13 protein-coding genes are annotated in these 22,485 nt (G+C 72.0%); 11 read left to right on the top strand and 2 right to left on the bottom strand.

Going from position 1 to position 22,485, the window contains the following annotated elements; translation table 11 throughout:
* The first annotated feature begins 175 nt into the window (after nucleotides 1–175).
* Entirely contained in the window at nucleotides 176–2,017 is a 1,842-nt protein-coding gene (locus tag NFU81_RS22330; protein WP_251492642.1) for a hypothetical protein, read from the top strand.
* 99 nt (nucleotides 2,018–2,116) lie between these two features.
* On the opposite strand, the gene pulA is transcribed toward NFU81_RS22330, so the two are convergent.
* On the bottom strand, nucleotides 2,117–7,588 hold the full coding sequence (gene pulA, locus NFU81_RS22325) for a pullulanase-type alpha-1,6-glucosidase (RefSeq protein WP_422665257.1): 5,472 nt from the start codon (nucleotides 7,586–7,588) through the stop codon (nucleotides 2,117–2,119).
* Between the two features lie 379 nt (nucleotides 7,589–7,967).
* Between pulA and NFU81_RS22320 the strand changes: the two genes are divergently transcribed.
* From NFU81_RS22320 to NFU81_RS22295, 6 genes are all read left to right on the top strand, one after another.
* Nucleotides 7,968–9,269, top strand: a complete 1,302-nt coding sequence (locus NFU81_RS22320; protein ID WP_251492640.1) for an extracellular solute-binding protein — start codon at nucleotides 7,968–7,970, stop codon at nucleotides 9,267–9,269.
* Between the two features lie 126 nt (nucleotides 9,270–9,395).
* The gene (locus NFU81_RS22315; RefSeq protein ID WP_422665256.1) at nucleotides 9,396–10,394 is read left to right on the top strand and encodes a carbohydrate ABC transporter permease; all 999 of its coding nucleotides are present in this window, start codon (nucleotides 9,396–9,398) and stop codon (nucleotides 10,392–10,394) included.
* Nucleotides 10,395–10,407: 13 nt separating this feature from the next.
* Complete coding sequence (locus NFU81_RS22310) at nucleotides 10,408–11,310, top strand: sugar ABC transporter permease (RefSeq protein WP_251492638.1); 903 nt, start codon at nucleotides 10,408–10,410, stop codon at nucleotides 11,308–11,310.
* 68 nt (nucleotides 11,311–11,378) lie between these two features.
* The gene (locus NFU81_RS22305; protein ID WP_251492636.1) at nucleotides 11,379–13,115 is read left to right on the top strand and encodes a glycoside hydrolase family 13 protein; all 1,737 of its coding nucleotides are present in this window, start codon (nucleotides 11,379–11,381) and stop codon (nucleotides 13,113–13,115) included.
* 34 nt (nucleotides 13,116–13,149) lie between these two features.
* On the top strand, nucleotides 13,150–14,265 hold the full coding sequence (locus NFU81_RS22300; RefSeq protein ID WP_251492634.1) for a LacI family DNA-binding transcriptional regulator: 1,116 nt from the start codon (nucleotides 13,150–13,152) through the stop codon (nucleotides 14,263–14,265).
* A gap of 166 nt (nucleotides 14,266–14,431) precedes the next feature.
* The gene (locus NFU81_RS22295; RefSeq protein ID WP_422665255.1) at nucleotides 14,432–15,211 is read left to right on the top strand and encodes a phosphatase PAP2 family protein; all 780 of its coding nucleotides are present in this window, start codon (nucleotides 14,432–14,434) and stop codon (nucleotides 15,209–15,211) included.
* A 127-nt stretch (nucleotides 15,212–15,338) separates the two neighbouring features.
* On the opposite strand, the gene NFU81_RS22290 is transcribed toward NFU81_RS22295, so the two are convergent.
* Nucleotides 15,339–18,338, bottom strand: a complete 3,000-nt coding sequence (locus tag NFU81_RS22290; protein ID WP_251492630.1) for a bifunctional [glutamine synthetase] adenylyltransferase/[glutamine synthetase]-adenylyl-L-tyrosine phosphorylase — start codon at nucleotides 18,336–18,338, stop codon at nucleotides 15,339–15,341.
* Nucleotides 18,339–18,642: 304 nt separating this feature from the next.
* On the opposite strand from NFU81_RS22290, the gene NFU81_RS22285 reads away from it, so the two are divergent.
* From NFU81_RS22285 to NFU81_RS22270, 4 genes are all read left to right on the top strand, one after another.
* The gene (locus NFU81_RS22285; protein WP_251492628.1) at nucleotides 18,643–19,416 is read left to right on the top strand and encodes a hypothetical protein; all 774 of its coding nucleotides are present in this window, start codon (nucleotides 18,643–18,645) and stop codon (nucleotides 19,414–19,416) included.
* A gap of 24 nt (nucleotides 19,417–19,440) precedes the next feature.
* Complete coding sequence (locus tag NFU81_RS22280; RefSeq protein ID WP_251492626.1) at nucleotides 19,441–20,112, top strand: response regulator transcription factor; 672 nt, start codon at nucleotides 19,441–19,443, stop codon at nucleotides 20,110–20,112.
* Complete coding sequence (locus NFU81_RS22275) at nucleotides 20,109–21,473, top strand: HAMP domain-containing sensor histidine kinase (protein WP_251492623.1); 1,365 nt, start codon at nucleotides 20,109–20,111, stop codon at nucleotides 21,471–21,473. Before NFU81_RS22280 ends, NFU81_RS22275 begins: the two co-directional genes overlap by 4 nt.
* A 142-nt stretch (nucleotides 21,474–21,615) precedes the next feature.
* Entirely contained in the window at nucleotides 21,616–22,485 is an 870-nt protein-coding gene (locus NFU81_RS22270) for an alkaline phosphatase family protein (RefSeq protein ID WP_251492621.1), read from the top strand.

The raw sequence follows: 22,485 nt of genomic DNA, 5'->3' as shown, positions 1-22,485 counted from the left end.
CGCTGTTCCAGGGGTGTTTGGGGCTGTTTGCCTGTGACTATCACCGGCATCACTCGTTTGACGGAACGTGAAGAGCCGACCGTCACACGCGCCGTTTCATTCCAAGAAGAAGCCCCATCGGCGCGTCCCGGTCGCGGAGGCCGAGGCAGCTCTGATCGAGCACTACCCGCGGCTGGTGCGGCTGGGATACCTGGCGCTGCCCGCGACGATCGGCCGGCACCGCAGAGTGCTCATCGCGCACCGGCACGCCCAGCGGTCGCTGCGGGTCGCGCTCGGCTCGACGGGAGGCGAGGGGCCGTACGCGGCGCTGCGCCGCGAGGTGCTGCGCCAGGCGCTCGCCCAGGGGCGCAGGCGCGGCCGGTTGCGCAGCGCGCTGGCCGCGGCAGGGCTGCCGCAGGTGCTGGGCCTGCGGCTGTACCCCCAGGCCGGCGGCAGCGCGGAACTCGCCCTGGACCGGGCGCTGGCCTCGCTGCCCGGGGCGGCGCGGGCCGCCTACGCGCTGCTGGGCGTGGAAGGCCTCGACGAGCAGGCGGCCGGGGACGTGCTGACGCAGGCGGGCGCCAACGACCCGCGGGGTGCGGTGCGGACGGCGGTGGCCATCGAGAGCGACCACCGGCTGCTGGCGGCGGGCGAGTTCGACCCCTGCACGGTCCAGGTGCGGCCCACCGACCTGTTGCGGCGGCGGCAGCGGGCCAGGACCGGGCTCTTCACCGGCGCGGCCGTCGCGGTCGCCGCGGTGGTCCTCGCGGTGGCGGCGATCGGCGGCCCGCCCGAGCCGCGCCGCTCCGGCGGGTCGCCCGGCTCCGCCGCGGGCGCCCAGCAGGCGATCGACCCGGCCGCCCTGGTCCGGGCGGCCCCGCAGGCCTGGGCCGCGACCGCCCGGCTCGACTTCACCGCCTGGCCGGCCCGCGGCAACCGCGCCGGCGACCGCCCGCTGCTCGGCAAGGCCCTGGCGACATGGGCGAACCCGGGGCCGTCCGTGCAGGTCAGCGCGACCCCCGGCACCCCGCGGACGGCGCCCTCGCAGCCGCCGCAGCTGCTCTACGCGGGGGACGTGGACTCGGCCACGGTGGTGATCTTCTACGACGGCCTGCGGCTGGTCCGCTACGCCCAGGCCCGTACCGGGGGCAGCGGCGCCGCGGCCCTGGACTTCGCGCAGGTCTCCGACGCCGACATCACCACGGCCGCGGCGGTCGTCGTGGACCGGGGCGACGGCAACACCCGCTTCCTGACCGCCCCCTGGGTCGCCGGCTCCGAGACCCGCGACCTGCTGCAGCCCGACAAGCAGGGGGTGCCGCTGCACAGGGCCGCGGACGGTACGACGGACCCGGTGCGCATGCCGGGGGCCGGGGCGGCCGCCGGTGCCTGCGGGACGACCTGGCCGGTGCTGCAGCTGCGGTCCTCCAGCCGGGTCGTGGAGCAGCACTCCTTCCTGCTCACCGACCTGGGCGACCTCAGCCCCGTGCACCTGACCTTCACCCCGCCGCCCGTTCCCGGCGACACCGCCCGCGCCCCGCGCGAGGCCACCGGTCCCGAGGCGCTGGACAGCTGGGCGCACGGCGCCTGCCGGCTGGGCGAACTGCGCGGGCAGGGCGTGCGGTCGGTCAACGACTGGCAGTTCGCCCGCACCCCGCTCCCCGAGGGCGCCGGGTCGGCCGCGTGGACCTGCGACCGGGCCGACACGTGGCGCGGGCCGGGCCGCGCGACCGTCCAGTTCGTCCCCCCGAGCGCCCCGGCGACGGCGCCCGGCACGCTCGCCGGTCGGCAGACCGACGGAAGTGCCTGCAGCCGCTTCGGCCGGAACGTCTTGGGCGGGGTGATGTGGCGGTCCCCCGCCGGCCACTGGTACCTCCTGGCGGCGGGCAGCCGTGACGTGCAGTCCATCGCCTCCAGCAACGGCGTCACCGCCAGTGTCTCCGGCTCCTCCCTGGCCGTCCCCGCCCCCCGCGACACCCGCGCCACCCTGACCGCCCACCTCAAGTCCGGCGCCACCCTCCGCCCCCTGGGGGGCAACTGATCCCGCCTCCGGGGGCCAGGTGATCGCCCCGTTGCGGTGGGTGACCGCCTTTCCCGCGGAAGGGGGAAGGGGCCACCCCGAGGGGTGGCCCCCGGGGAGCTACTTCCGCAGGAAGACCGCCACCGTCCGCCCCGGGACGGTGAACGTGCCGGTCGCGGCGGCATAAGCCGCCGTCTTCACCACCGGGTCCGCCCCGGCGGCCTGCACCGGGTGCAGCCCGTACGCCGTACCGGCCAGCGCCGAAACCCTCTGCGCCTGCGCGAGCGGCGTCGCGTTGAAGACGACCACCAGGTCACCGAGGGTCATCGTGATGACCCCCGGCGTCTCGGACGCCCCGGACAGCGGGAAGGCCAGTTCCCGCTGCACCTGACCGGAGGTCGCCAGATGGAAGGCCGGCTCCGCGGTGCGGATCCGCAGCAGGTCCTGGTACGCGGCGGACGCCCCGCCGATCTGGGCGCACGAAGGCACCGCGGCCGGGTTCGTCAACAGGGGCGTGGCGTAGGGCCACTTGGACTGGTTGTCGGCCGCCGGCGGCAACCCGCGCCCCATCCCGTCGCCCTGTCCGCACGACCAGTGGATCGCGTTGAACCAGTCCCCCGAGTCGAAGGAGTTGCGGTCGAGGGACTTGGACCGCAGCAGGTCGGAGCCCGCCTGGCCGAGGGCGGGACCCTGGGACAGCACCGCGGTGGCCTCGGCGAGCACCTGCATACGCGCCCGGTCCGCGGCGGAGGTGCCCGCCGGGAGCTTGTAGGCCAGCGCGTCGTAGAGCGACTCGTTGTCGTGCGCGTCGGCGTACGCGAGCGCGTCACCGGGGGCGTCGGCGTATCCGGCGGGTGCGCCGTTGTAGTCGATCTCGGCGCCGGTGACCTGCTTGCCCGCGGAGTCGGTGAAGCCGAACTGCCGCAGGTTGCCGGTGAGTCCGACCTTGATGAGGTCCTGGTAGTGCAGCAGGCGGGCCTTCTGCTCCGCCGGGGTGCCGTTCGCGGTCGAGGAGTTGGGGTCGGTGTAGAGGCCGGAGGCGAAGCCCTGGACGCCCGGGTCGGCGTCGAAGGGGCTGCCGCCGCGTACGGCGTCGCGCGCCCGGTCGGAGAAGGTGGCGATGCCGGTGCCGGCCATGTTGGCCTGGGTGGCCTGGACGAAGCGGGCGTTGTCGGCGACCTCGCCGAAGTTCCAGCCCTCGCCGTAGAGGATGATGCCCTTCCCGTCGACGCCGTCCTTGGCGAGGGTCAGCGCGTCGAGCGCCTTGCGCACGGCGAGGATGTTGGCCTTGGGGTGGTGGCCCATGAGGTCGAAGCGGAAGCCGTCGACCTTGTACTGCCTGGCCCAGGTCACGAGGGAGTCCACGACGAGCTTGCCCATCATGGCGTTCTCCGGCGCGGTGCCCGCGCAGCAGGTGGACGTGGCAACCGACCCGTCCGGCATGAGGCGCTGGTAGTAGCCGGGCACGATCTTGTCCAGGACGGAGGTGTCGGCCTGGCCCGCGGCGGAGGTGTGGTTGTAGACGACGTCCATCACGACCCGCAGGCCGGCGGTGTTGAGCCCCTGCACCATCTTCCGGAACTCCACCGTGCGCCCGGTGCCGTCCGGGTCCTGGGCGTACGAGCCCTCGGGCACGGTGAAGTGGTAGGGGTCGTAGCCCCAGTTGTACGCGTCGGTGGCCTGCTGGGCGGTGACGCAGGCCTGCTGCTTGTCACTTGCCGGGGCGTACGAGGCCAGGTCGCAGTCCGGCGTCGTCTGGTCGGCCACCTTCTCCGGCACGGTCGCGAAGTCGAACACGGGCAGCAGGTGCACGTAGTTGACGCCGGCCTTCGCGAGGTCGCGCAGGTGGGTCATGCCGGCCGAGGAGGTGTCGGTGAAGGCCGTGTACTTGCCGCGGTCGGCGGCCGGGACGGTGGTGTCGGCGACGGAGAAGTCCCGGACGTGCAGCTCCTGGATCTCGGCCCGGCTCATCGGCACGGCGGCCGGCTTGCGCTCCCCCGCCCAGCCCTTCGGGGCGAGCTTCGGGTCGTCCAGGTCCACCAGCAGGCTCTGCTTCGAGTCGGCGGTGAGCGCCACCGAGTAGGGGTCGGTGACCTTGTTGACGACGAGTTTCTGCACGCTGGGCGCCCAGACGGTCACGTCGTAGAGGTAGGGCTTCCCGGTCCACGCGGGGGTGCCGGTGACCGACCAGACGCCGCTTGCCGGGTTCTCCTTCAGCGGGACGGTGCGGCCGCCGATCTCCACCGCGACGCTGTGGGCGGTCGGCGCCCACACCGACAGGCTCGGCCTGCCGTGGCTGAACACCGGTCCGAGTACGGCCTTTTGCGCGGCACCGGAGTAGAGGTCGTCGAGGACGCCCTGCGTCTGCACCCCGGTCGCGGCCAGCAGTGCCCCTCCCCCAGAGCCTCCGGCCTGGGAGGTACCCCCAGCGGCCCGTTGGGTGGCGATGAGCTGCCCGCGCAGCGCGGCGGGCACCCTGGCCCGGTCGCGCGGGTCGACGGTGAAGGCCGTATAGCCCTTCAGCTGGGGGAACTTGGCGAGCTGCGCGGCGGTGAGGCCGCCGGCGGCCTTCTGCAGGCGCAGCCAGTGGCCCTCACTGGACAGTGCGCCGTCCTTGACGGTGATGCCGCCGTCGGGGGCGTAGACGAGCTGCTGGGAGGCGGACGGCGCGCTGGTCTGCCAGGCGACGGTGTCGCGGTCGATCCACTGGGCCTGCGCCTTGCCCAGGTCCAGGTCGGCGCCGCTGCCCTGGGGCTGCGGCAGCAGGTAGGCGGGGGTGCCGCCGAGCAGCCACACCTCGTGGCCGGTGCCGGTGAGGTCGAGGGACTGGTCGCTGGGCAGGTCCTTGGTGTCGCCGTTGTGCAGGATGTAGCTGAGCGAGGTCGCCCCGGCGGCGAGCGGCACCTCGTAGACGGCGCCGTAGGAGTCGATGCGGGTGGGCTGGAGCGGCGCGGACCAGTCGGTGGGGTTCGCGGCGCCGTTCCACACGTGCAGGCCCCAGCCGGTGTAGTCACTGTCGGCTCGGCGGTAGTGCAGGACGGCCTTCGCGGTGTCCTGCGGCGGGTAGGCGCCGTCCGGCGCGCTGGTGGCGACTGCCGTGCTGCCCTGGGTGATCCACACCTCGCCGCTCGTGGTGAGGTCGATGGTGCGGTCGCCGTCGGTGTCCTTGACGCCGTTCTTGTCGACCACGATGAAGCCGACGCCGGACGCGCCCGGCTTGAGCTTCACGTAGGCGAAGGCGCCGTAGGCGTCGCGTCCGGTGAAGGGGTGGCCGGCCGGCCAGGTGGTCGCCTCGCCGTCGGCGATGTCGCCCCAGGCGTAGAGGCCCCAGTCGGTGTAGTCGGCGTCGGTGCGCTTGTAGTGGACGATCGCGTAGTCGTGGCTGATCGCGGTCGGCGGGGCGCTGACGGGTGCGGTGCCGGTCACGGTGGCGGCGGTCGCCGCGGCGGTACGTCCGCCGGCGGAGACCGCAACGGCCTTGTAGCGCACGGGTGTTCCCGCAGCCGTCTGCGGGTCGAGGGCCTGCGTGACCTTGTAGGGGGCGTGGTCGGCGGAACCGAGCACCTTCCAGGGGGCGTTGCCGACCTGGGCGGCGAAGACGACCCGGTTCAGGCCACCGCCGGTGACGTCGGCGGACAGCTCGACGGTGCCGGTCGCGCCGGCCGCGGGCGGGCTCAGGGTCAGCCGCGGCGCGGTGGCGGGCGCGGGCAGCGGTGCGGCCGCGTGCAGCACGACGGCCTGGAGCGGCGGCACGGCCAGGGTGAGGGTGCCGTCCGCGGCGGTGGTGGCGGTGGCGGTGCTGCCGTAGATCCCCCGGTAGGCGGCGCCCGCCGCGTTGCCGGTCGGTACGGTCACGGTCTGCGCGGTGGTGGCGTTGTTGATCGCGACCAGGTAGTCGTCGCGGCTGGTGGCGTCGGTACGGGAGTACGCGTAGACGCCGGGGTCGCTGCCGGGGGCGGTGTACCGCTCGGTCTGCACGCCGTCGCGGAGCGCCGGGTGGTCCTTGGTGAGCTGCGAGAGCGCGTCGATCGCCCGGTAGAGGGGGTGCTGCGGGTCGTAGGCGTCACTGGCGGCGGTGCGGTCGGTGCCGATCTCGTCGTCGTCGAGGTAGTCGGCGACCTGGGAGGCGAACATCGTCTGCCGGGCGTTCTTGTCGCCGCCGGGGGCGCCGGTGAAGCCCTGCTCGTCGCCGTAGTAGACGACGGGGTTCCCGCGGCCGAGGAACATCACGGCGTTGGCCAGCTCGTCGCGCTTGAGCAGTTCCGCGTCGCTCGCGCCCGGGTTGTCCTGGGCGAGGAAGCCGCCGATGCGGCCCATGTCGTGGTTGCCGAGGAAGGTGACCTGCTCGTACGCGTTGGCCTTGTCGGTGGTGTAGCGGTAGTCCTGCCCGTAGACCCCGGCGAGCTTGCTCGGCGGTGCGCCCTGCGAGGCGAAGCCGCGGGCGGCGTCCTGGAAGGGGAAGTCCAGGGTCGCGTCCAGCCGGCCCTGCGTGACGTAGGGCGAGGTGACGGCCGGGTCGGCGTCGTAGGTCTCGCCGAACATGAAGAAGTTCTTCCGGCCGTGCTGGGCCGCGTAGGCGTCCAGCGCGGTCGCCCACTGGGTCCAGAACGGCAGGTCGACGTTCTTGACGGTGTCGATGCGGAAGCCGTCGATCGCGAAGTCCCTGACCCACTTCTCGTAGATCTGCTCCATGCCGTGCACGACCTCGGGCCGCTGCGTCCACAGGTCGTCCAGGCCGCTGAAGTCGCCCTGGTCGGCGCTCTCGCCGGCGAACGTGGAGTCGCCGCGGTTGTGGTACATCGTCGGGTCGTTGAGCCAGGCCGGGACCTTGGCGTTCACCTTGTCCGCGGGCACGGTCGGGGTGCGCGGGAAGGACGCGGCGGTGACCTTCGGGAAGCCCTTGCCGCCGGCGGCGTAGGTGTCGTCGTCGAAGGGGGTGCCGTCGCCCGACAGGTAGGGGAAGGCGCACTTGGACAGGTAGCCGTAGGTATTGCCGGTGTTGCCGACGACGTCGGCGGTGTGGTTGGTGATGACGTCGAAGAAGATCTTCATGCCCTTGGCGTGGGCGGCGGATATCAGCTTCCTCAGGTCGTCGTTGGTGCCGAAGTGCGGGTCCACCTGGGTGAAGTCGGTGATCCAGTAGCCGTGGTAGCCCGCGGAAGCGTCGGCGCCGGTGCCCTGGACGGGCTGGTTCTTGAAGATGGGCGCCATCCAGATCGCGGTGGTGCCCAGGCCCTTGATGTAGTCCAGCTTCTGCGTGAGGCCCTTGAGGTCGCCGCCCTGGTAGAAGCCCTTGTCCGTGGGGTCGTAGCCGGTGCTCAGCCGGCCGCCGGTCAGGCCGCCGCGGTCGTTGCCCTTGTCGCCGTCGGCGAACCGATCCGGCATCACGAAGTAGAACTGCTCGCGGGTGTCGTCGTGCCGTGCGGCCTGCCCGGCGAGCGCCTTGTCGGACGGCGCGGCCGGCGGTTGCGGCGAGCCGTGGGCGTAGGCCGGTTGGACGAATGCGGCCAGCGCCGCGAAGGCGGTGGCGGCGGCGGCCTTCCGGGCGCGTGCGCGCCGCCTGAAAACGGGCAGCCTGAACTCCAGGGCCACGGGCGGATCTCCTTGCTGGGGACAGCCTCGCGCCCGGGTCCACGCGCATGAACCGGTCGCAGCTGCGGCGTCGGTGCCGGAGCTGAGCGGGAACGTATCCCTCAGGAGGCGGTTGCAGCAAGACTCTGTAAGCAGTTCCGTTCCCCGGGCCGCACGGTCCGCCTCGGCACTCGCCCGAGGTCAGGCCGTCGGCGACACGCCCGGGTCACGGGCGCATCACGGATGAAGGATCTTGCGGAAAGTTTCTTGCAGCCTCTTTCGCAAAGCATTACATCGCTGTTACGTTCCTGCCCAGCCCGAGCGGCCCCGTAGGGACGACAGCGGCCGGCAGCCAGCCTGGCCAGGGCGAACGGGCACTTCCCTCATCAAGGAGTCAGGTATGCGACGCGGCATATCCGCCGTGGCGATGGCCGCAGCCATCGTTCTCGGGGTCACCGCCTGTGGCGGTAGTGGTAGCGACGACAAGAACGACAAGGGATCGGCGGCCAAGGACCCGGCCGCGGTCTCCGGGACGATCACCTACTGGGACACCTCGGACGCCAAGAACGAGGCCCCGACCTACCAGGCCCTGATCAAGGACTTCGAGGCGAAGTACCCCCACATCAAGGTGAACTACCAGAACGTCGACTTCACCACCGTGGAGCAGAAGTTCAAGGCTGCGGCGCAGAGCGGCAAGGGTGCGCCGGACGTGGTGCGGACCGACGTCGGGCTGATCCCCGAGTACGCCTCGCTGCACTACATCGCCCCGCTGGACGGCACCACGGCGCTGAGCGACACGCAGGACTTCGTGGCGGGTCCGATGGACACCACCAAGTACGAGGGCAAGACCTACGGTGTCCCGTCGGTGACCGACACGCTCGGGCTGCTCTACAACAAGGACATCTTCGCCAAGGCCGGCATCGCCGCTCCCCCGACCACCTGGGACGAGCTGATCGCCGACTCCGCCACCATCAAGGCGAAGGTGCCCGGCGTCGAGGGCACGTACGTCAACCCCGACTCGTACTTCCTCTTCCCCGTGCTGTTCGGCGAGGGTGCTGACCTGGCCGACCCGGCCGCCAAGAAGGTCACGATCAACTCGCCGGAGGCCGTCAAGGCGGTCACCGAGGCGAAGAAGATCTACGACACCTCCTCGCTGAAGGTCGACTTCGCCAGCGCGTACGACAACATGCAGACCTCGTTCAAGACCGGCAAGGTCGCCATGCTGGTCCAGGGGCCGTGGTCGGTGGGCGACGACCTGACCGGGTCCGCCTTCCAGGGCAAGGAGGCCAACCTCGGTTACGCCCCCGTGCCGGCCGGCTCCACCGGCAAGGCGCTGGCCCCGACCGGCGGCCACGACCTGGCCGTCTACCAGGGCTCCGGGAACCTGGACGCGGCCTACCTGTTCACGCAGTTCATGACCTCCTCGGCCAGCCAGCAGACGATCGCGCTGAAGAACGGCACCCTGCCGACCAGGACCTCCGCCTACACCGCAGAGGTGCTCAAGAACCAGACGATCGCCGGCTTCAAGCCGATCATGGACACCGCCCGGCCGCGGGTCGCGCTGCCGCAGGTGGGCAGCCTGTTCACGCCGCTCCAGCAGGAGTACATCAAGATCCTTCAGGGCAAGTCCTCGGTCCAGGACGGCCTGGACGCCGCAGCCAAGGAGTTCGGCAAGCTGCTGCCCGGCTACACCGTGCAGTAGCCAGGCCCCCCGTTCCCGGACCGGTCGGCCGGGGCCGCCCCGCACGCAGCACGGCGTACGGGGCCGGCCCACGCGCCCGGCCGGCCGGTCCGGTCACCCCATCACCGACGAAAGAGCCGAGGAGCGATGACCACCGCCACCATGGACGAGCCCGCCCCGGGCACGGCCGCCCGCCCGCCGCGCGAGCCGCGGCCCGGCCTGATGACCTCGATCAGGCGTTCCTGGGACCGGCACTGGTACGCCTGGGCGATGGTCGCCCCGGTCGTGATCGTGCTGGCCGTCCTGGTGTTCTATCCGCTCGGCTACGGCACGTACCTGTCGCTGACGAACGCCAACGAGACCAACGTCGCCAAGAACATCGGCCCGGTCCACATCGGCGCCACCTACCACTGGGTGGGCCTGCACAACTACTGGCAGGTGCTGTCGGGCAAGGACGGCGACTTCTACCCGCGCTTCGAGTGGACGGTCGTGTGGACCGTCTGCTGCGTGGCGGTCACCTACGCCATCGGGCTCGCGATGGCGATGCTGCTCAACCGCAGGGTGAAGTTCCGGCTGTTCTACCGGCTCTGCCTGATCCTGCCGTGGGCCGTGCCGGCCTTTATCGGCGTCTTCGCCTGGCGGCTGATGCTCAACTCGCAGTACGGCGTCTTCAACGACATCATCACCAGCTTCGGGCTGCCCGCACAGGACTGGCTCGGCACACCGCTGTCGCAGAAGATCGCGGTGATCATGGTGAACATCTGGGTCGGCGTGCCGTTCATGATGGTCGCCCTGCTCGGCGGCCTGCAGTCGATACCCGGCGAGCTCTACGAGGCCGCCGAGATGGACGGCGCCTCGCCGCTGCAGCGCTTCACCAACGTCACCGTGCCCGGGCTGCGCCCGGTCACCAGCACGGTGGTGCTGCTCAGCACGGTCTGGACGTTCAACATGTTCGCGATCATCTACCTGCTGCTGGGCAACAACACCACGGGCGACACCGACATCCTGGTGACATACGCCTACGAGAAGGCGTTCACCGGAGTGTCCGATTATTCCGGGGCCGCCACCTACGGGATCGTCATCCTCCTCATCCTCGTGGCCTTCTCCACCTTCTACCGCCGCCAGTTGAAGCCCGAGCAGGCCTAGGAGCCGGATCACCATGAGTGCCACCACCCACAGCGGCCCGGCCGCCACCACGACCTCCTCACGCGGTACCGCCGCGGAACGCCACCGCGGGCGGGGCGAGCGCAGCCGCGGCGCGTCGATCGCGCTGCACGCCGCCCTGATCACCGCGAGCGCCATCGCGGTCTTCCCCGTGCTGTGGATCCTGTTCATCTCGCTCGGCCCCAGCACGTCCTGGCAGCAGCCGCACGAGGTGCTCAAGCACCTGGGCCTGGCCAACTACCGGTTCGTGCTGCTGCACACCAGCTTCCCCAAGTGGTTCCTCAACTCGGTGATCGTGGCCGGCGCCACCACCGTGCTCGGCGTGCTGATCTCCGCCAGCGCGGGCTACGCGATCTCCCGGATGCGCTTCCCCGGCCACAAATCGCTGATGTGGACCTTCCTGGTCACCCAGATGTTCCCGATGGCGGTACTGATCGTGCCGCTGTACAACCTGCTGGCGCAGCTGGACCTGATCGACACCTACCTCGGCCTGGTCCTGGTCTACTGCACCATCGCGGTGCCCTTCTGCGCGTGGATGCTCAAGGGCTACTTCGACACCATCCCGCGCGACATCGACGAGGCCGGCCGGGTCGACGGGCTGACCCCGTTCGGCACCTTCTGGCGGCTGATCGTGCCGCTGGCCCGCCCGGGGCTGGCCGTCACCGCCTTCTACAGCTTCCTGACCGCCTGGGGCGAAGTCGCGTACTCGGCGCAGTTCATGGGCAGGGACCACTCCACGCTGGCGGCGGGCATCCGCACCTTCGCCTCCGACCAGCGCGCGGACTGGGGCAGCATGACCGCCGCCTCGGTGCTGATCGCGATACCCGCGACCATCGTCTTCCTGCTCGTCCAGCGCCATCTGGTGACCGGCCTGACCGCCGGCGGCACCAAGGGTTGACGGCCCGCAGCACCGCCCCGCACCAACGCATGCCACAAGTCGATCCCCCGCACCCGACAAGGGAATCCATGAGCCAGCACCTCTCAGACGCGCCCCGCTCCGCCGCCGCACCCGCTGCCGACGCAAGCGCCAGAGACTGGTGGCGCGACGCGGTCATCTACCAGGTCTACCCGCGCAGTTTCGCCGACGGGAACGGCGACGGCATGGGAGATCTGCCCGGCGTCACCGCCCGGTTGCCGTACCTGCGGGACCTGGGGGTGGACGCGGTGTGGCTGTCGCCCTTCTACGCCTCCCCGCAGGCCGACGCCGGCTACGACGTGGCGGACTACCGCGAGGTCGACCCGATGTTCGGCACCCTCAACGACGCCGACGACCTGGTGCGTACCGCGCACGCGCTGAACCTGCGGGTCATCGTCGACCTGGTGCCCAACCACTGCTCCGACCAGCACGAGTGGTTCAAGCAGGCGCTGCGCGAAGGACCCGGCTCCGCGCTGCGGGACCGCTTCCACTTCCGGGCGGGCAAGGGCGCGCGCGGCGAACTGCCGCCCAACGACTGGGAGTCCATCTTCGGCGGCCCGGCGTGGACCAGGACCTCCGACCCGGACGGCAAGCCCGGCGAGTGGTACCTGCACCTGTTCGCGCCCGAGCAGCCGGACTTCAACTGGGACCACCCGGCGGTGCACGAGGAGTTCCGCTCGGTGCTGCGGTTCTGGCTGGACCTGGGCACCGACGGCTTCCGCATCGACGTGGCGCACGGCCTGGTCAAGGCGGCGGGCCTGCCCGACATCGGGCACAGCGAGCAGCTGTCGCTGCTGGGCAGCGCGCCCATGCCGTACTTCGACCAGGACGGTGTGCACGAGATCTACCGCGGGTGGCGACGCATCCTCGACGAGTACCCCGATGAGCGCATCGGCGTCGCCGAGGCATGGACGCCGACCATCGAGCGGGCCGCGCTCTACCTGCGGCCGGACGAGCTGCACCAGGCCTTCAACTTCGAGTACCTGGCGACCCCGTGGGACGCGGCGGCGCTGCACAAGGTCATCGACAAGTCGCTGGCCGCGATGGGCGCGGTCGGTGCCCCCGCGACCTGGGTGCTGTCCAACCACGACGTGACCCGGCACGCCACCCGCTTCGGCAACCCTCCGGGCGGGACCCAGCTGCGCGAGGCCGGCGACCGCGATCTGGGCCTGCGCAGGGCGCGGGCGGCCACTTTGCTGATGCTATCGCTGCCCGGCTCCGCCTACCTCTACCAGGGCGAGGAGCTGGGCCTGCCCGACGTCACCGACCTGCCGGACGAGGTGCGCCAGGACCCGTCGTTCTTCCGGGCGGCCGGCCAGGACGGCTTCCGCGACGGCTGCCGGGTGCCGATCCCGTGGTCGGGCACGGAGGCCCCGTACGGCTTCGGCCCCGCGGGCGGCGGGAGCTGGCTGCCGCAGCCGGCGAGCTGGGCCGAGCTGAGCGTAGAGGCGCAGACCGGCGACCCGGCCTCCACCCTGGAGCTGTACCGGGCGGCGCTGGCGCTGCGCCGGGAGCTGCCGGCGCTGGGCGCGGGCAGCTCCGTGCAGTGGCTGGACGCCCCGGAGGGTGCGCTGGCCTTCCGCAGGGACGGCGCGGGCGACGCCTTCCTGTGCCTGGTCAACCTGACCGCGGAGCCGGTGGTGCTGACGGTGCCGGGCGGCCGCCCGCTGCTGTCCAGCGCCGCCCAGCGGCCGCCGACGGCGCCCGCGGCGGCGGGCACTTCCGACCAGGTTGACGGCATTGACGTGACTATCGCCGGGGACACGGCAATTTGGTGGGCGATCTGACGTGGTGGCATTCCGTCCAATAGCATCCGGTGCTGTGACCGCGCGGCTCGCTGACATCGCAGCCCAGGCGGGGGTCAGCGAAGCGACGGTCAGCCGGGTGCTCAACGGCAAACCCGGGGTTTCCGCCACCACCCGCGAATCAGTGCTGGCCGCGCTCGACCTGCTGGGGTACGAGCGCCCGGTCCGGCTGCGGCAGCGCAGCGCGGGGCTGGTCGGGCTGATCACCCCCGAGCTGGACAACCCGATCTTCCCGGCCTTCGCGCAGATCATCGGCCAGGCGCTGACCCGGCAGGGCTACACCCCCGTGCTGGCCACCCAGACGCCCGGCGGCTCCACCGAGGACGAGCTGGTGGAGATGCTGGTCGAGCGGGGCGTGGCCGGGATCATCTTCGTGTCGGGGCTGCACGCCGACTGCACCGCCGACATGGAGCGCTACGCCAGGCTGCAGGGCCAGGGCGTGCCGTTCGTGCTGATCAACGGCTTCACCGAGAAGGTCAACGCGCCCTTCGTGTCGCCCGACGACCGGGGCGCGATGCGGCTGGCGGTGACGCATCTGGCTGCGCTCGGGCACCGCAGGATCGGCCTCGCGGTGGGGCAGAAGCGTTTCGTCCCGGTGCGCAGGAAGATCGAGGGCTTCGTGACGTCGATGTCCGACGTGCTGGGCATGGCGGAGGACGAGGCGCTCGGCCTGGTGCAGCACTCGCTGTTCACCCTTGAGGGTGGCCAGGCGGCCGCGTCGGCGCTGATAGCGGACGGCTGCACGGCCGTCGTCTGCGCCTCCGACATGATGGCGCTGGGCGCGATCAGGGCGGCCAGGCAGCAGGGCCTGTCGGTTCCGGACGACGTGTCCGTGGTGGGCTTCGACGACTCGCCGCTGATCGCGTTCACCGACCCTCCACTGACCACCATCAGGCAGCCGGTGACGGCGATGGGCCAGGCGGCGGTCAACGCGCTGCTGGAGGAGGTCGGCGGCACCCCTGCCCCGCACAGCGAGTTCGTCTTCCTGCCCGAACTGGTCGTCCGCGGGTCGACCGCGGCCGGCCCCACCGGTCAGAACGCCCAGAACGCCCCGCTGCCGGCCCAGTCCGCCGCCCCGAAGCCCGATGGCCGAAAGACCACCCGGACGGCCCACGATCCGACCTGCGGCTGATCCGCAACACGGGACACATCTGGCAGACTGGTCTCCTATGGGGGAACCGACTGCGAAGACCGCGAACACGACAGATGGCCGTTCCGCCGCACCGCAGAACTCCACCGGTTCGCACACCTCCGATGGAGCTGAGAGCACGGCCCGACCGGGACTGGTCCATTCAGTGATGGAGAGAGTGCGCACCCCCCGCCACCCCAGGCTGTGGTTCGAGATCATGCTGATCGGCGTCAGCTACTACCTGTACTCGCAGATCAGGAACGCGGTGCCGGAGCAGCAGACGGCCGCACTGCGGCACGCCGACGCGATCTGGACGCTCGAACACCACCTGGGCCTGGCCGTCGAGCGCGGTGTCAACCACGGCGTGAACTCCGTGACGTGGCTGATCGTGGGGATGAACTACTACTACGCCACACTGCACTTCATAGTGACCGTGGGCGTGTTGATATGGCTCTACATCTGCCACCCCGGCCGGTACGGCCCGGCCCGCCTGGTGGTCTTCATGACCACCTGGCTGGCGCTGATCGGCTTCTGGGCGTATCCGCTGGCCCCGCCGCGGCTGATGACCGGCGGCGGCTTCGTCGACACGGTGATGCTGCACCACACCTGGGGCTCGCTCTCGCAGGGCGACCTGGCGCAGGTGTCCAACCAGTACGCGGCGATGCCGTCGATGCACATCGGCTGGTCGCTGTGGTGCGGCATCACCATCGTGACGCTGGCCAAACCGCTGTGGGCGCGTATCCTCGGCGCGCTCTACCCGGTGGCGACGCTCCTGGTGATCGTCTCCACCGGCAACCACTTCTGGATGGACGCGGTCGGCGGTGCGCTGTGCCTGGCCATCGGCTACGCGGTGGCCTACGTCCTCTACGGCCGGTGGGTGTACGCGCTGCCGAAGTACGCCACGGGGTCGCTGTCGCTCGAAAAGCACCCCGAGGCGGCCGAGGGCTGACCCCTGCCAGGGGTCAACCCTCCCGCTTCACCGCTCGTCAGCCCTCCCGCTTCATCGCTCGGTCTTCCTCCTCGCGTCCTCCGCGGACGACCTCGTTCCTCGGCCGGCCACTGCGGATGCTCGCTCGTCAGCCCTGGTAGAACAGCCGGTCCACCACTGCCCGTGCCCGCCGCGTCCGCCTGCGGTAGTCCTCCAGCATGTCGCCGACGTGGCCGGGCGGGAAGCCGAGGTAGCGGCCCACCGCGGCCAGCTCGCGCCCGTCGCCGGGGAAGGTGTCGCCGGGCCGGCCGCGTACCAGCATCACGGCGTTGCGCACCCGGGTGGCCAGCACCCATGCCTCGTCCAGGACGGCCGCGTCCGCCGGGTCGATCAGGTCCGCCCCGACCGCCGCGGCCAGCGCCTGCCGGGTGCCGGTGGTGCGCAGCTCGGGCAGCCGGCCAGCGTGCTGGAGCTGGAGCAGCTGGACGGTCCACTCGACGTCGGACAGCCCGCCGCGGCCCAGTTTGGCGTGGGTGGTGCGGTCGGCGCCGCGCGGCAGCCGCTCGGACTCCATCCGCGCCTTGAGCCGGCGGATCTCGCGGACCGCCTCCTCGTCCAGGCCGCCCGCCGGGTAGCGCAGCGGGTCGATCAGCTCCATGAAGCGGGTCCCCAGGTCCTGGTCGCCGGCCACCGGCATCGCCCGCAGCAGCGCCTGGCTCTCCCACACCAGCGACCACCTGCGGTAGTAGGCGGCGTACGACGCCAGGCTGCGGACCAGCGGGCCGCTCTTGCCCTCGGGGCGCAGGTCGGCGTCGACCAGCAGCGGCGGGTCGGCGGTGGGGATCTGCAGCAGCCGGCGCATCTCGTCGGCGACCGCGAGGGCGGCGCGGCCGGCCTCCTCCTGGTCCACGCCGTCCCGCGGCTCGTGGACGAAGAGCACGTCGGCGTCCGAGCCGTAGCCCAGCTCCCGGCCGCCGAAGCGACCCATGCCGATGACCGCGAACCGCGTCGGCAGCGGCCGGGCGTCGTTGCCGGTCACCGCGTTGACCGCGGCGCGCAGGGCGCCGGCGAGGGTCGCCGCGGTCAGGCCGAAGACGGCGCAGCCGACCCGGTCGACCAGATCCGCCGCGTCCACCCGGTCCTCGTCGGCCTCGACGTCGTCGCCGTAGGTGTCGATGAGGTCGGCCGCCGCCGTACGGAACAGCTCCCGCCGGCGTACCCCGCGGACCGCGGCGATGGCCTGCTCGGGACCCTCCGCGCGGCCCACCGCGGCCAGCACCTCCTGTTCGAGCACGGCATGGTCGCGCGGCACCAGGCCGCCGTCCACCGAGCCGAGCACCGCGACCGCCTCGGGGGCGCGCAGCAGCAGGTCAGGGGCCATCCGCCCGGAGGAGAGCACCCGGGCCAGCCGCTGGGCCGCGGCGCCCTCGTCCCGCAGCAGCCGCAGATACCAGGGCGTCAGGCCCAGCGCGTCGGAGACCTTGCGGAAGCCCAGCAGCCCGGCGTCCGGGTCGGCGGAGTCCGCGAACCAGCCGAGCAGCACCGGCAGCAGGGTGCGCTGGATCGCCGCCTTGCGGCTGACCCCGCTGGCCAGCGCCTCCAGGTGGCGTATCGCGCCGGCCGGGTCGGCGTAGCCGAGCGCCTGGAGGCGCTGCCGGGCCGCGTCGGTGCTCAGCCGGGTGTCGTCGGTGCCGAGCTGCGCGACGGATTCCAGCAGCGGCCGGTAGAACAGCTTCTCGTGCAGCCGCCGCACCTCCATGCCGTGCCGCTTCCACTCCCTGGTCAGGTTCGCGACCGGCTCCGAGCGGAAGCCCAGGCCGCGCCCGAGGCGCCGCAGGCCCGCCTCGTCGGCGGGCACCAGGTGGGTGCGGCGCATCTTGTGCAGCTGGATGCGGTGCTCCATCAGCCGCAGGAAGCGGTAGGCGTCGTCCAGCGAGGCGGCGTCCGCCCGGCCCACGTAGCCGCCGGCGGCCAGCTCGGCGAGCGCGGTCAGCGTGGTGCCGCTGCGCAGCGAGCTGTCGGTGCGGCCGTGCACCAGTTGCAGCAGCTGGACGGCGAACTCCACGTCCCGCAGCCCGCCGGGGCCGAGCTTGAGCTCCCGCTCCACCTGGGCGGCTGGGATGTTGTCCACGACCCGGCGGCGCATCTGCTGCACGTCGGTCACGAAGTGCTCGCGCTCGGCGGCCTGCCACACCAGCGGGCGGATCGCGGCGACGTACTCGGCGCCGAGCGCCGGGTCGCCGGCGACCGGGCGGGCCTTCAGCAGCGCCTGGAACTCCCAGGTCTTCGCCCACCTCGCGTAGTACGCCAGGTGGCTGGACAGGGTGCGCACCAGCGGGCCGTTCTTGCCCTCGGGCCGCAGGTTCGCGTCGACCGGCCAGATCGTGCCCTCCGCGGTGGTGTCGGAGCACACCCGCATCATCCGGGCGGCGAGCCGGGTCGCGGCCCTGACCGCCTCGACCTCCTCGACGGCCTCGGACGGCTCGGCCACGAAGATCACGTCGACGTCGGAGACGTAGTTCAGCTCGTGGCCGCCGCATTTGCCCATGCCGATCACCGCGAGGCGGGCTGCCGCGGCGTCGTGCGGGGCCTCGGCGGCGGCGATGGCCAGCGCCGCACGCAGCGTGGCCGTCGCGAGGTCGGCCAGCTCGGCCGCCGTGTGCACCAGGTCGCTGGTGCCGCACACGTCACGGGCCGCTATCCCCAGCAGGCACCGGCGGTACGCGGCACGCAGCGCGTCGGGGTCGGTCGCCGCGGCGAGGCCCCGCTCGAACTCGGCGACGCCCGGGTGCAGGTCGGCCGCCTCGTACGTGACCAGCGCGTGCCAGTCCCCCGGGTGCCTGGCCAGGTGGTCCCCGAGCGCCTCCGAGGCGCCCAGCACCCCCAGCAGGCGGTCGCGCAGCGGCTTGGCGGTGGTCACGGTGTCCAGCAGCGCGCGCCGCTCGTCCGGATCGAGGGCCTCGACCAGCCGGACGAGGCCCAGCAGCGCCTGGTCCGGGTCGGCGGTGGCGCCCAGCGCTTCCAGCAGCACGGGGTCGGCGCGGACGGCTGACAGCTCCGGTACGTCGAGGAGCCGCTCGGCCGCGGCGGGGTCGGTGAAGCCGTGTCGGAGCAGTCGGGTGAACGTACTGCTGCGTCGGCCCTGCATCGGCCCTCCCATCCCGGCCCGCACCCCGCGGACCGACCCGCACCACGTCAACTTTATCCGCCCCTCCCCCACCCCGCCGGGCGCGAACCCCGTGCACAGGAGGACGCAGGCCAGAAGGGGCGCTGGGGGTACCCCGGGCGAAGCTCCGGGGGCGGAACTGCGCGACAGGCCACCCGCCGGGGGAAGGTCCCGGGACGGGGCGCGCCCGGGAGGGCGGAGAGTTCTAGGGAAGTCCTAAGGTTCGCCGATGCCGGCGTGAAGCGCGCCTTGGTGTGCTGGCAGCACGGAAGAAAGGGGGCGCACCGTGCGCCACAAGACCGCACTCACCACCGCGACAGCCATCATCCTGGCCCTGGGGGCCGCCACGGCCTCCGCCGCCGGCGCAAGCCACGGCACAGGCCCCGCGTCGGGGAGCACCGCCGGCAAGAAGCCGGCGCAGTGCGCACCGGCCCAGCGGGACGCGAAGCTGGAGAACGCCCTCAGGGACGTCAAGATCGCGCTCGGCGCGACCGGCGGCAAGCTGACGGACAAGGTCGTGGCGATCTTCGCCAAGGACATGGGCATCTCCACGGCCAAGGCCCGCAAGACCCTGGTGGAAATCCTCGGCGGCACCCGCCCCGCGCCGGGCGGAAAGGACGCCAAGGAGGGCAAGGGCACCAAGGACGACCGGGGCGCCAAGGGCGGGAAGGACGACAAGAGCGGCCCCGCCACCGTGTTCACCGCCGCCCAACTGGCCAAGGTGCTCGGCGTATCGCAGGCCAAGGCCCAGGTGGCCCTGGACGCCCTGCAGAAGATGGCCACCGGCCCGAAGGGCACCGTCGACGAGAACAGCCCGGCCTTCGCCGCGGTCGCCGCCCGCCTCGGGGTCACCCCGCAGCAGCTCACCAAGGCGCTCTTCCAGCTCAAGTCGGCCGCGGGCAAGCCGGGCGACGGCAAGCCCACCTGCAAGCCCGACCCGGGCAGGGGCGACGGCAAGGACGGCAAGGGGGGCAAGGACGGCAAGGGCAAGCCGGCACCCGGCAAGGAGGCCCCCGGCAAGAAGGCCGCCGACGCCGGCATGACCCTGATCCTGCGCTGACAAGCGTTACGGCACCCTGACGCCATGCGAGTGCTGGTGGTTGACGACGATGACGCGGTACGCCGTTCGCTGGCGCACGCCCTGACCCGGGACGGGTACGAGGTCTCGGTGGCGGCGGACGGCGCCACCGCGCTGGCGTCGCTGGCCGCCGGCCGGCAGGACGCGGTGGTGCTGGACATCCTGATGCCCGAGCCGAACGGACTGGAGGTCTGCCGCACCCTGCGGGCACGCGGCGACCGCACGCCGATCCTGATGCTCACCGCCCGCGACCTGGTCGCCGACCGGGTCGCGGGCCTGGACGCGGGCGCGGACGACTACCTGGCCAAGCCCTTCGCGCTGGAGGAGCTGCGGGCCAGGATCAGGGCGCTGCTGCGCCGCAGCGGCGCCGACCAGGAGCTGCTGCGGTTCGCGGACCTGGAACTGGACACCGCCGCGTGCCGGGCCACCCGCGGTGGCCGGGTCCTCGACCTGACCAGGACCGAGTACGCACTCCTCGAACTGTTCCTGCGCAACCCGCGCCGGGTGCTGAGCCGCACCCTCATCTTCGACTCGGTGTGGGGCTACGACTTCGGCCCGTCTTCCAACGCCCTGTGGGTGTACATGAGTTACTTGCGCGCCAAGCTGGAGGCGGACGGTGAGCCGCGGCTGGTGCAGACCGTACGCGGCCTGGGCTACGTGCTGCGGGAGGGGCCGTGAGCCTGCGCGACCGGCTGGCGCTCGCGGGCGGACTAGCCGTACTGGCCGCGCTGTTGCTCGCCTCGCTGGTGCTGTACCCGTCCCTGGGCGCCAAGTTGAACGAGCAGCACGACGCGGACCTGGTGTCGGCCGCCGGCCAGGCGCCCGACATGGTGAAGGCGTTCAAGGAGAAGGGTGAGGTGGCGGCCAAGACGCCCGGGGTGGCGCCGGACCGTCCGGTGATCCCGACCGGGCCGGTCAACGTCGGCTCCGACCTGCTCCAGTTCCTGATCCCGCCGATCGCCGTAGGGGCCACGGACGGATTCACCGACGTCAGCAAACGGGATGTGGCGGTCGCGGAGGGCAGCAGCCCGGCGTACTTCCACGACGCCGACTACGGCGGCCGGCGGTACCGGATCTACACCGCGCAGATGACCGGCAGCCCCGGCGTGCTGGTGCGTACCGCGGTGCCGACGTCGGTGGTGCACAGCGCCCTGAACCGGCTGGCCCTCCTGCTGGCGGCGATCGCGGCGGGCGGCTGCGTCCTGGCGGCAGCGGTGGGGCGGCTGGCGGCCGGGCGGGTACTGCGGCCGGTGCGGCAGCTGACCGAGACCGTGGAGCACGTCACCGCGACGCAGGATCTGACCGCGCGGCTCTCGGCCGACGGGCGGGACGAGATCGCCCGGCTCACCCGGTCGTTCGCGGCGATGATGGCGGCCCTCGACGAGTCGGTGGGCGCGCAGCGCCGGCTGGTCGCGGACGCGTCGCACGAGCTGCGCACCCCGCTGACCAGCCTGACCACCAACCTCGAACTCCTCGCGGAGGGGCCGGGGTTGGCCGATCCGCAGGCGCCCGCGCTGGTCGCCGAGGCCCGCGCCCAGGCCGCCGAGCTGACCTCGCTGGTCAACGACCTGGTGGACCTGGGCCGTTACGGCGGTGTGCGGGTGCACACCGAGGACACCCGGCTGGACCTGCTGGCCCGGCGGGTGGTGGAGCGGGCCGCCGCCAGGTCGCCGCGGCTGGACTTCGCGGCGGAGCTGGAGCCGTGCCTGGTGCACGCCGACCCGGACGCGGTGGAGCGCGCGATCGGCAATCTGGTGGACAACGCCGTAAAATGGAGCCCTGACGGCGGCCGGATCACCGTGGCCACGACCGCCGCCGGTGCCGTGTCCGTGAGCGACCGCGGCCCCGGTATCCCCGCAGCCGACCTGCCCTTCGTCTTCGACCGCTTCTACCGCTCGCCGGCCGCGCGCTCGCTGCCCGGCTCCGGGCTGGGCCTGGCGATCGTGCGGCAGATCGCCGAGACGCACGGCGGGACCGTGACGGCGGAGCCGCTGCCGCAGGGCGTGCGGCTGCGGCTGTCACTGCCGCCGACCAGCTGACGCGCCGGCGTTCGTACCGCATCGTTTGCATGTTCTTCACCTCCCGCACGGTCCGCGGGTCGCCCTGCCGCCCCTACCTTTGGCATGCACACCGCACCGCAGACCCCGCGCGTCCCACCCGCCCCCGTACCGGAGGTAACCCGTGCGCAGCCGCAGCCGTACCGCCCTGTTGACCGCCGGCGGCCTTGCCGCCGCCTCTGCCGGCCTGTGGGCCGGCCTCGGCGGCAACGCCCAGGCGGCAGGCTCCGTCCCCACTCCCGACCACACCGTCGTGGTGGTCATGGAGAACCACGCGTACAGCCAGGTGATCGGCAGTTCCAGCGCCCCTTACATCAACTCGCTGAAGACCGGCGGCGCGAACCTCACGCAGAACCACGGCATCACCCACCCCAGCCAGCCGAACTACTACGCGCTGTTCTCCGGCTCCACCCAGGGCATCACGGACGACAGCTGCATCACGCCCGGCTTCAGCTCGGCCGCGAACCTGGGCTCGGAGGTGGCCGCCGCGGGCAAGACGTGGGGCAGCTACAACGAGACGCTGCCCAGCCAGGGCTCGACGACCTGCAAGAGCGGCAACTACGCACAGAAGCACAACCCGTGGTTCGGCTTCTCCAACGTGCCGACGTCGAGTGCGAAGACCTTCGCGCAGTTCCCCACCGACTACTCGACGCTGCCGACCACGTCGTTCGTGGTGCCGAACCTGTGCAGCGACATGCACGACTGCTCGGTGTCCACCGGTGACACCTGGATCAAGAACAACCTCGGCGCGTACGCCACCTGGGCCAAGACCCACAACAGCCTCCTGGTGGTGACCTTCGACGAGGACAATTCGCTGAGCGGCAACCGCATCCCGACGGTTCTCTACGGGCAGCCGGTCACCGCGGGCAGCTCCAACGGGACCACGTACAACCACTACAACCTCCTGCGGACGCTGGAGGACCTCGCGGGCACGTCGACGCATGCCGGCCAGGCGGCGTCCGCGTCGGACATCACCGGCATCTGGACCAGCTGA

It is taken from the genome of Actinacidiphila cocklensis (assembly GCF_907177275.1).
Taxonomy (GTDB): Bacteria; Actinomycetota; Actinomycetes; order Streptomycetales; family Streptomycetaceae; genus Actinacidiphila; species Actinacidiphila cocklensis.
The sequence above is the reverse complement of the archived record's forward strand: the minus strand, read 5'-3'. Positions and strand labels throughout refer to the sequence as shown.

What these genes read in the sequence shown, in the direction of transcription:
- NFU81_RS22320 (WP_251492640.1), top strand. Translation starts at nt 7,968, where the DNA reads ATGCGACGCGGCATATCCGCCGTGGCGATGGCCGCAGCCATCGTTCTC.
- NFU81_RS22315 (WP_422665256.1), top strand. Translation starts at nt 9,396, where the DNA reads ATGACCACCGCCACCATGGACGAGCCCGCCCCGGGCACGGCCGCCCGC.
- NFU81_RS22310 (WP_251492638.1), top strand. Translation starts at nt 10,408, where the DNA reads ATGAGTGCCACCACCCACAGCGGCCCGGCCGCCACCACGACCTCCTCA.
- NFU81_RS22305 (WP_251492636.1), top strand. Translation starts at nt 11,379, where the DNA reads ATGAGCCAGCACCTCTCAGACGCGCCCCGCTCCGCCGCCGCACCCGCT.
- NFU81_RS22295 (WP_422665255.1), top strand. Translation starts at nt 14,432, where the DNA reads ATGGAGAGAGTGCGCACCCCCCGCCACCCCAGGCTGTGGTTCGAGATC.
- NFU81_RS22290 (WP_251492630.1), bottom strand. Translation starts at nt 18,338, where the DNA reads ATGCAGGGCCGACGCAGCAGTACGTTCACCCGACTGCTCCGACACGGC.
- NFU81_RS22280 (WP_251492626.1), top strand. Translation starts at nt 19,441, where the DNA reads ATGCGAGTGCTGGTGGTTGACGACGATGACGCGGTACGCCGTTCGCTG.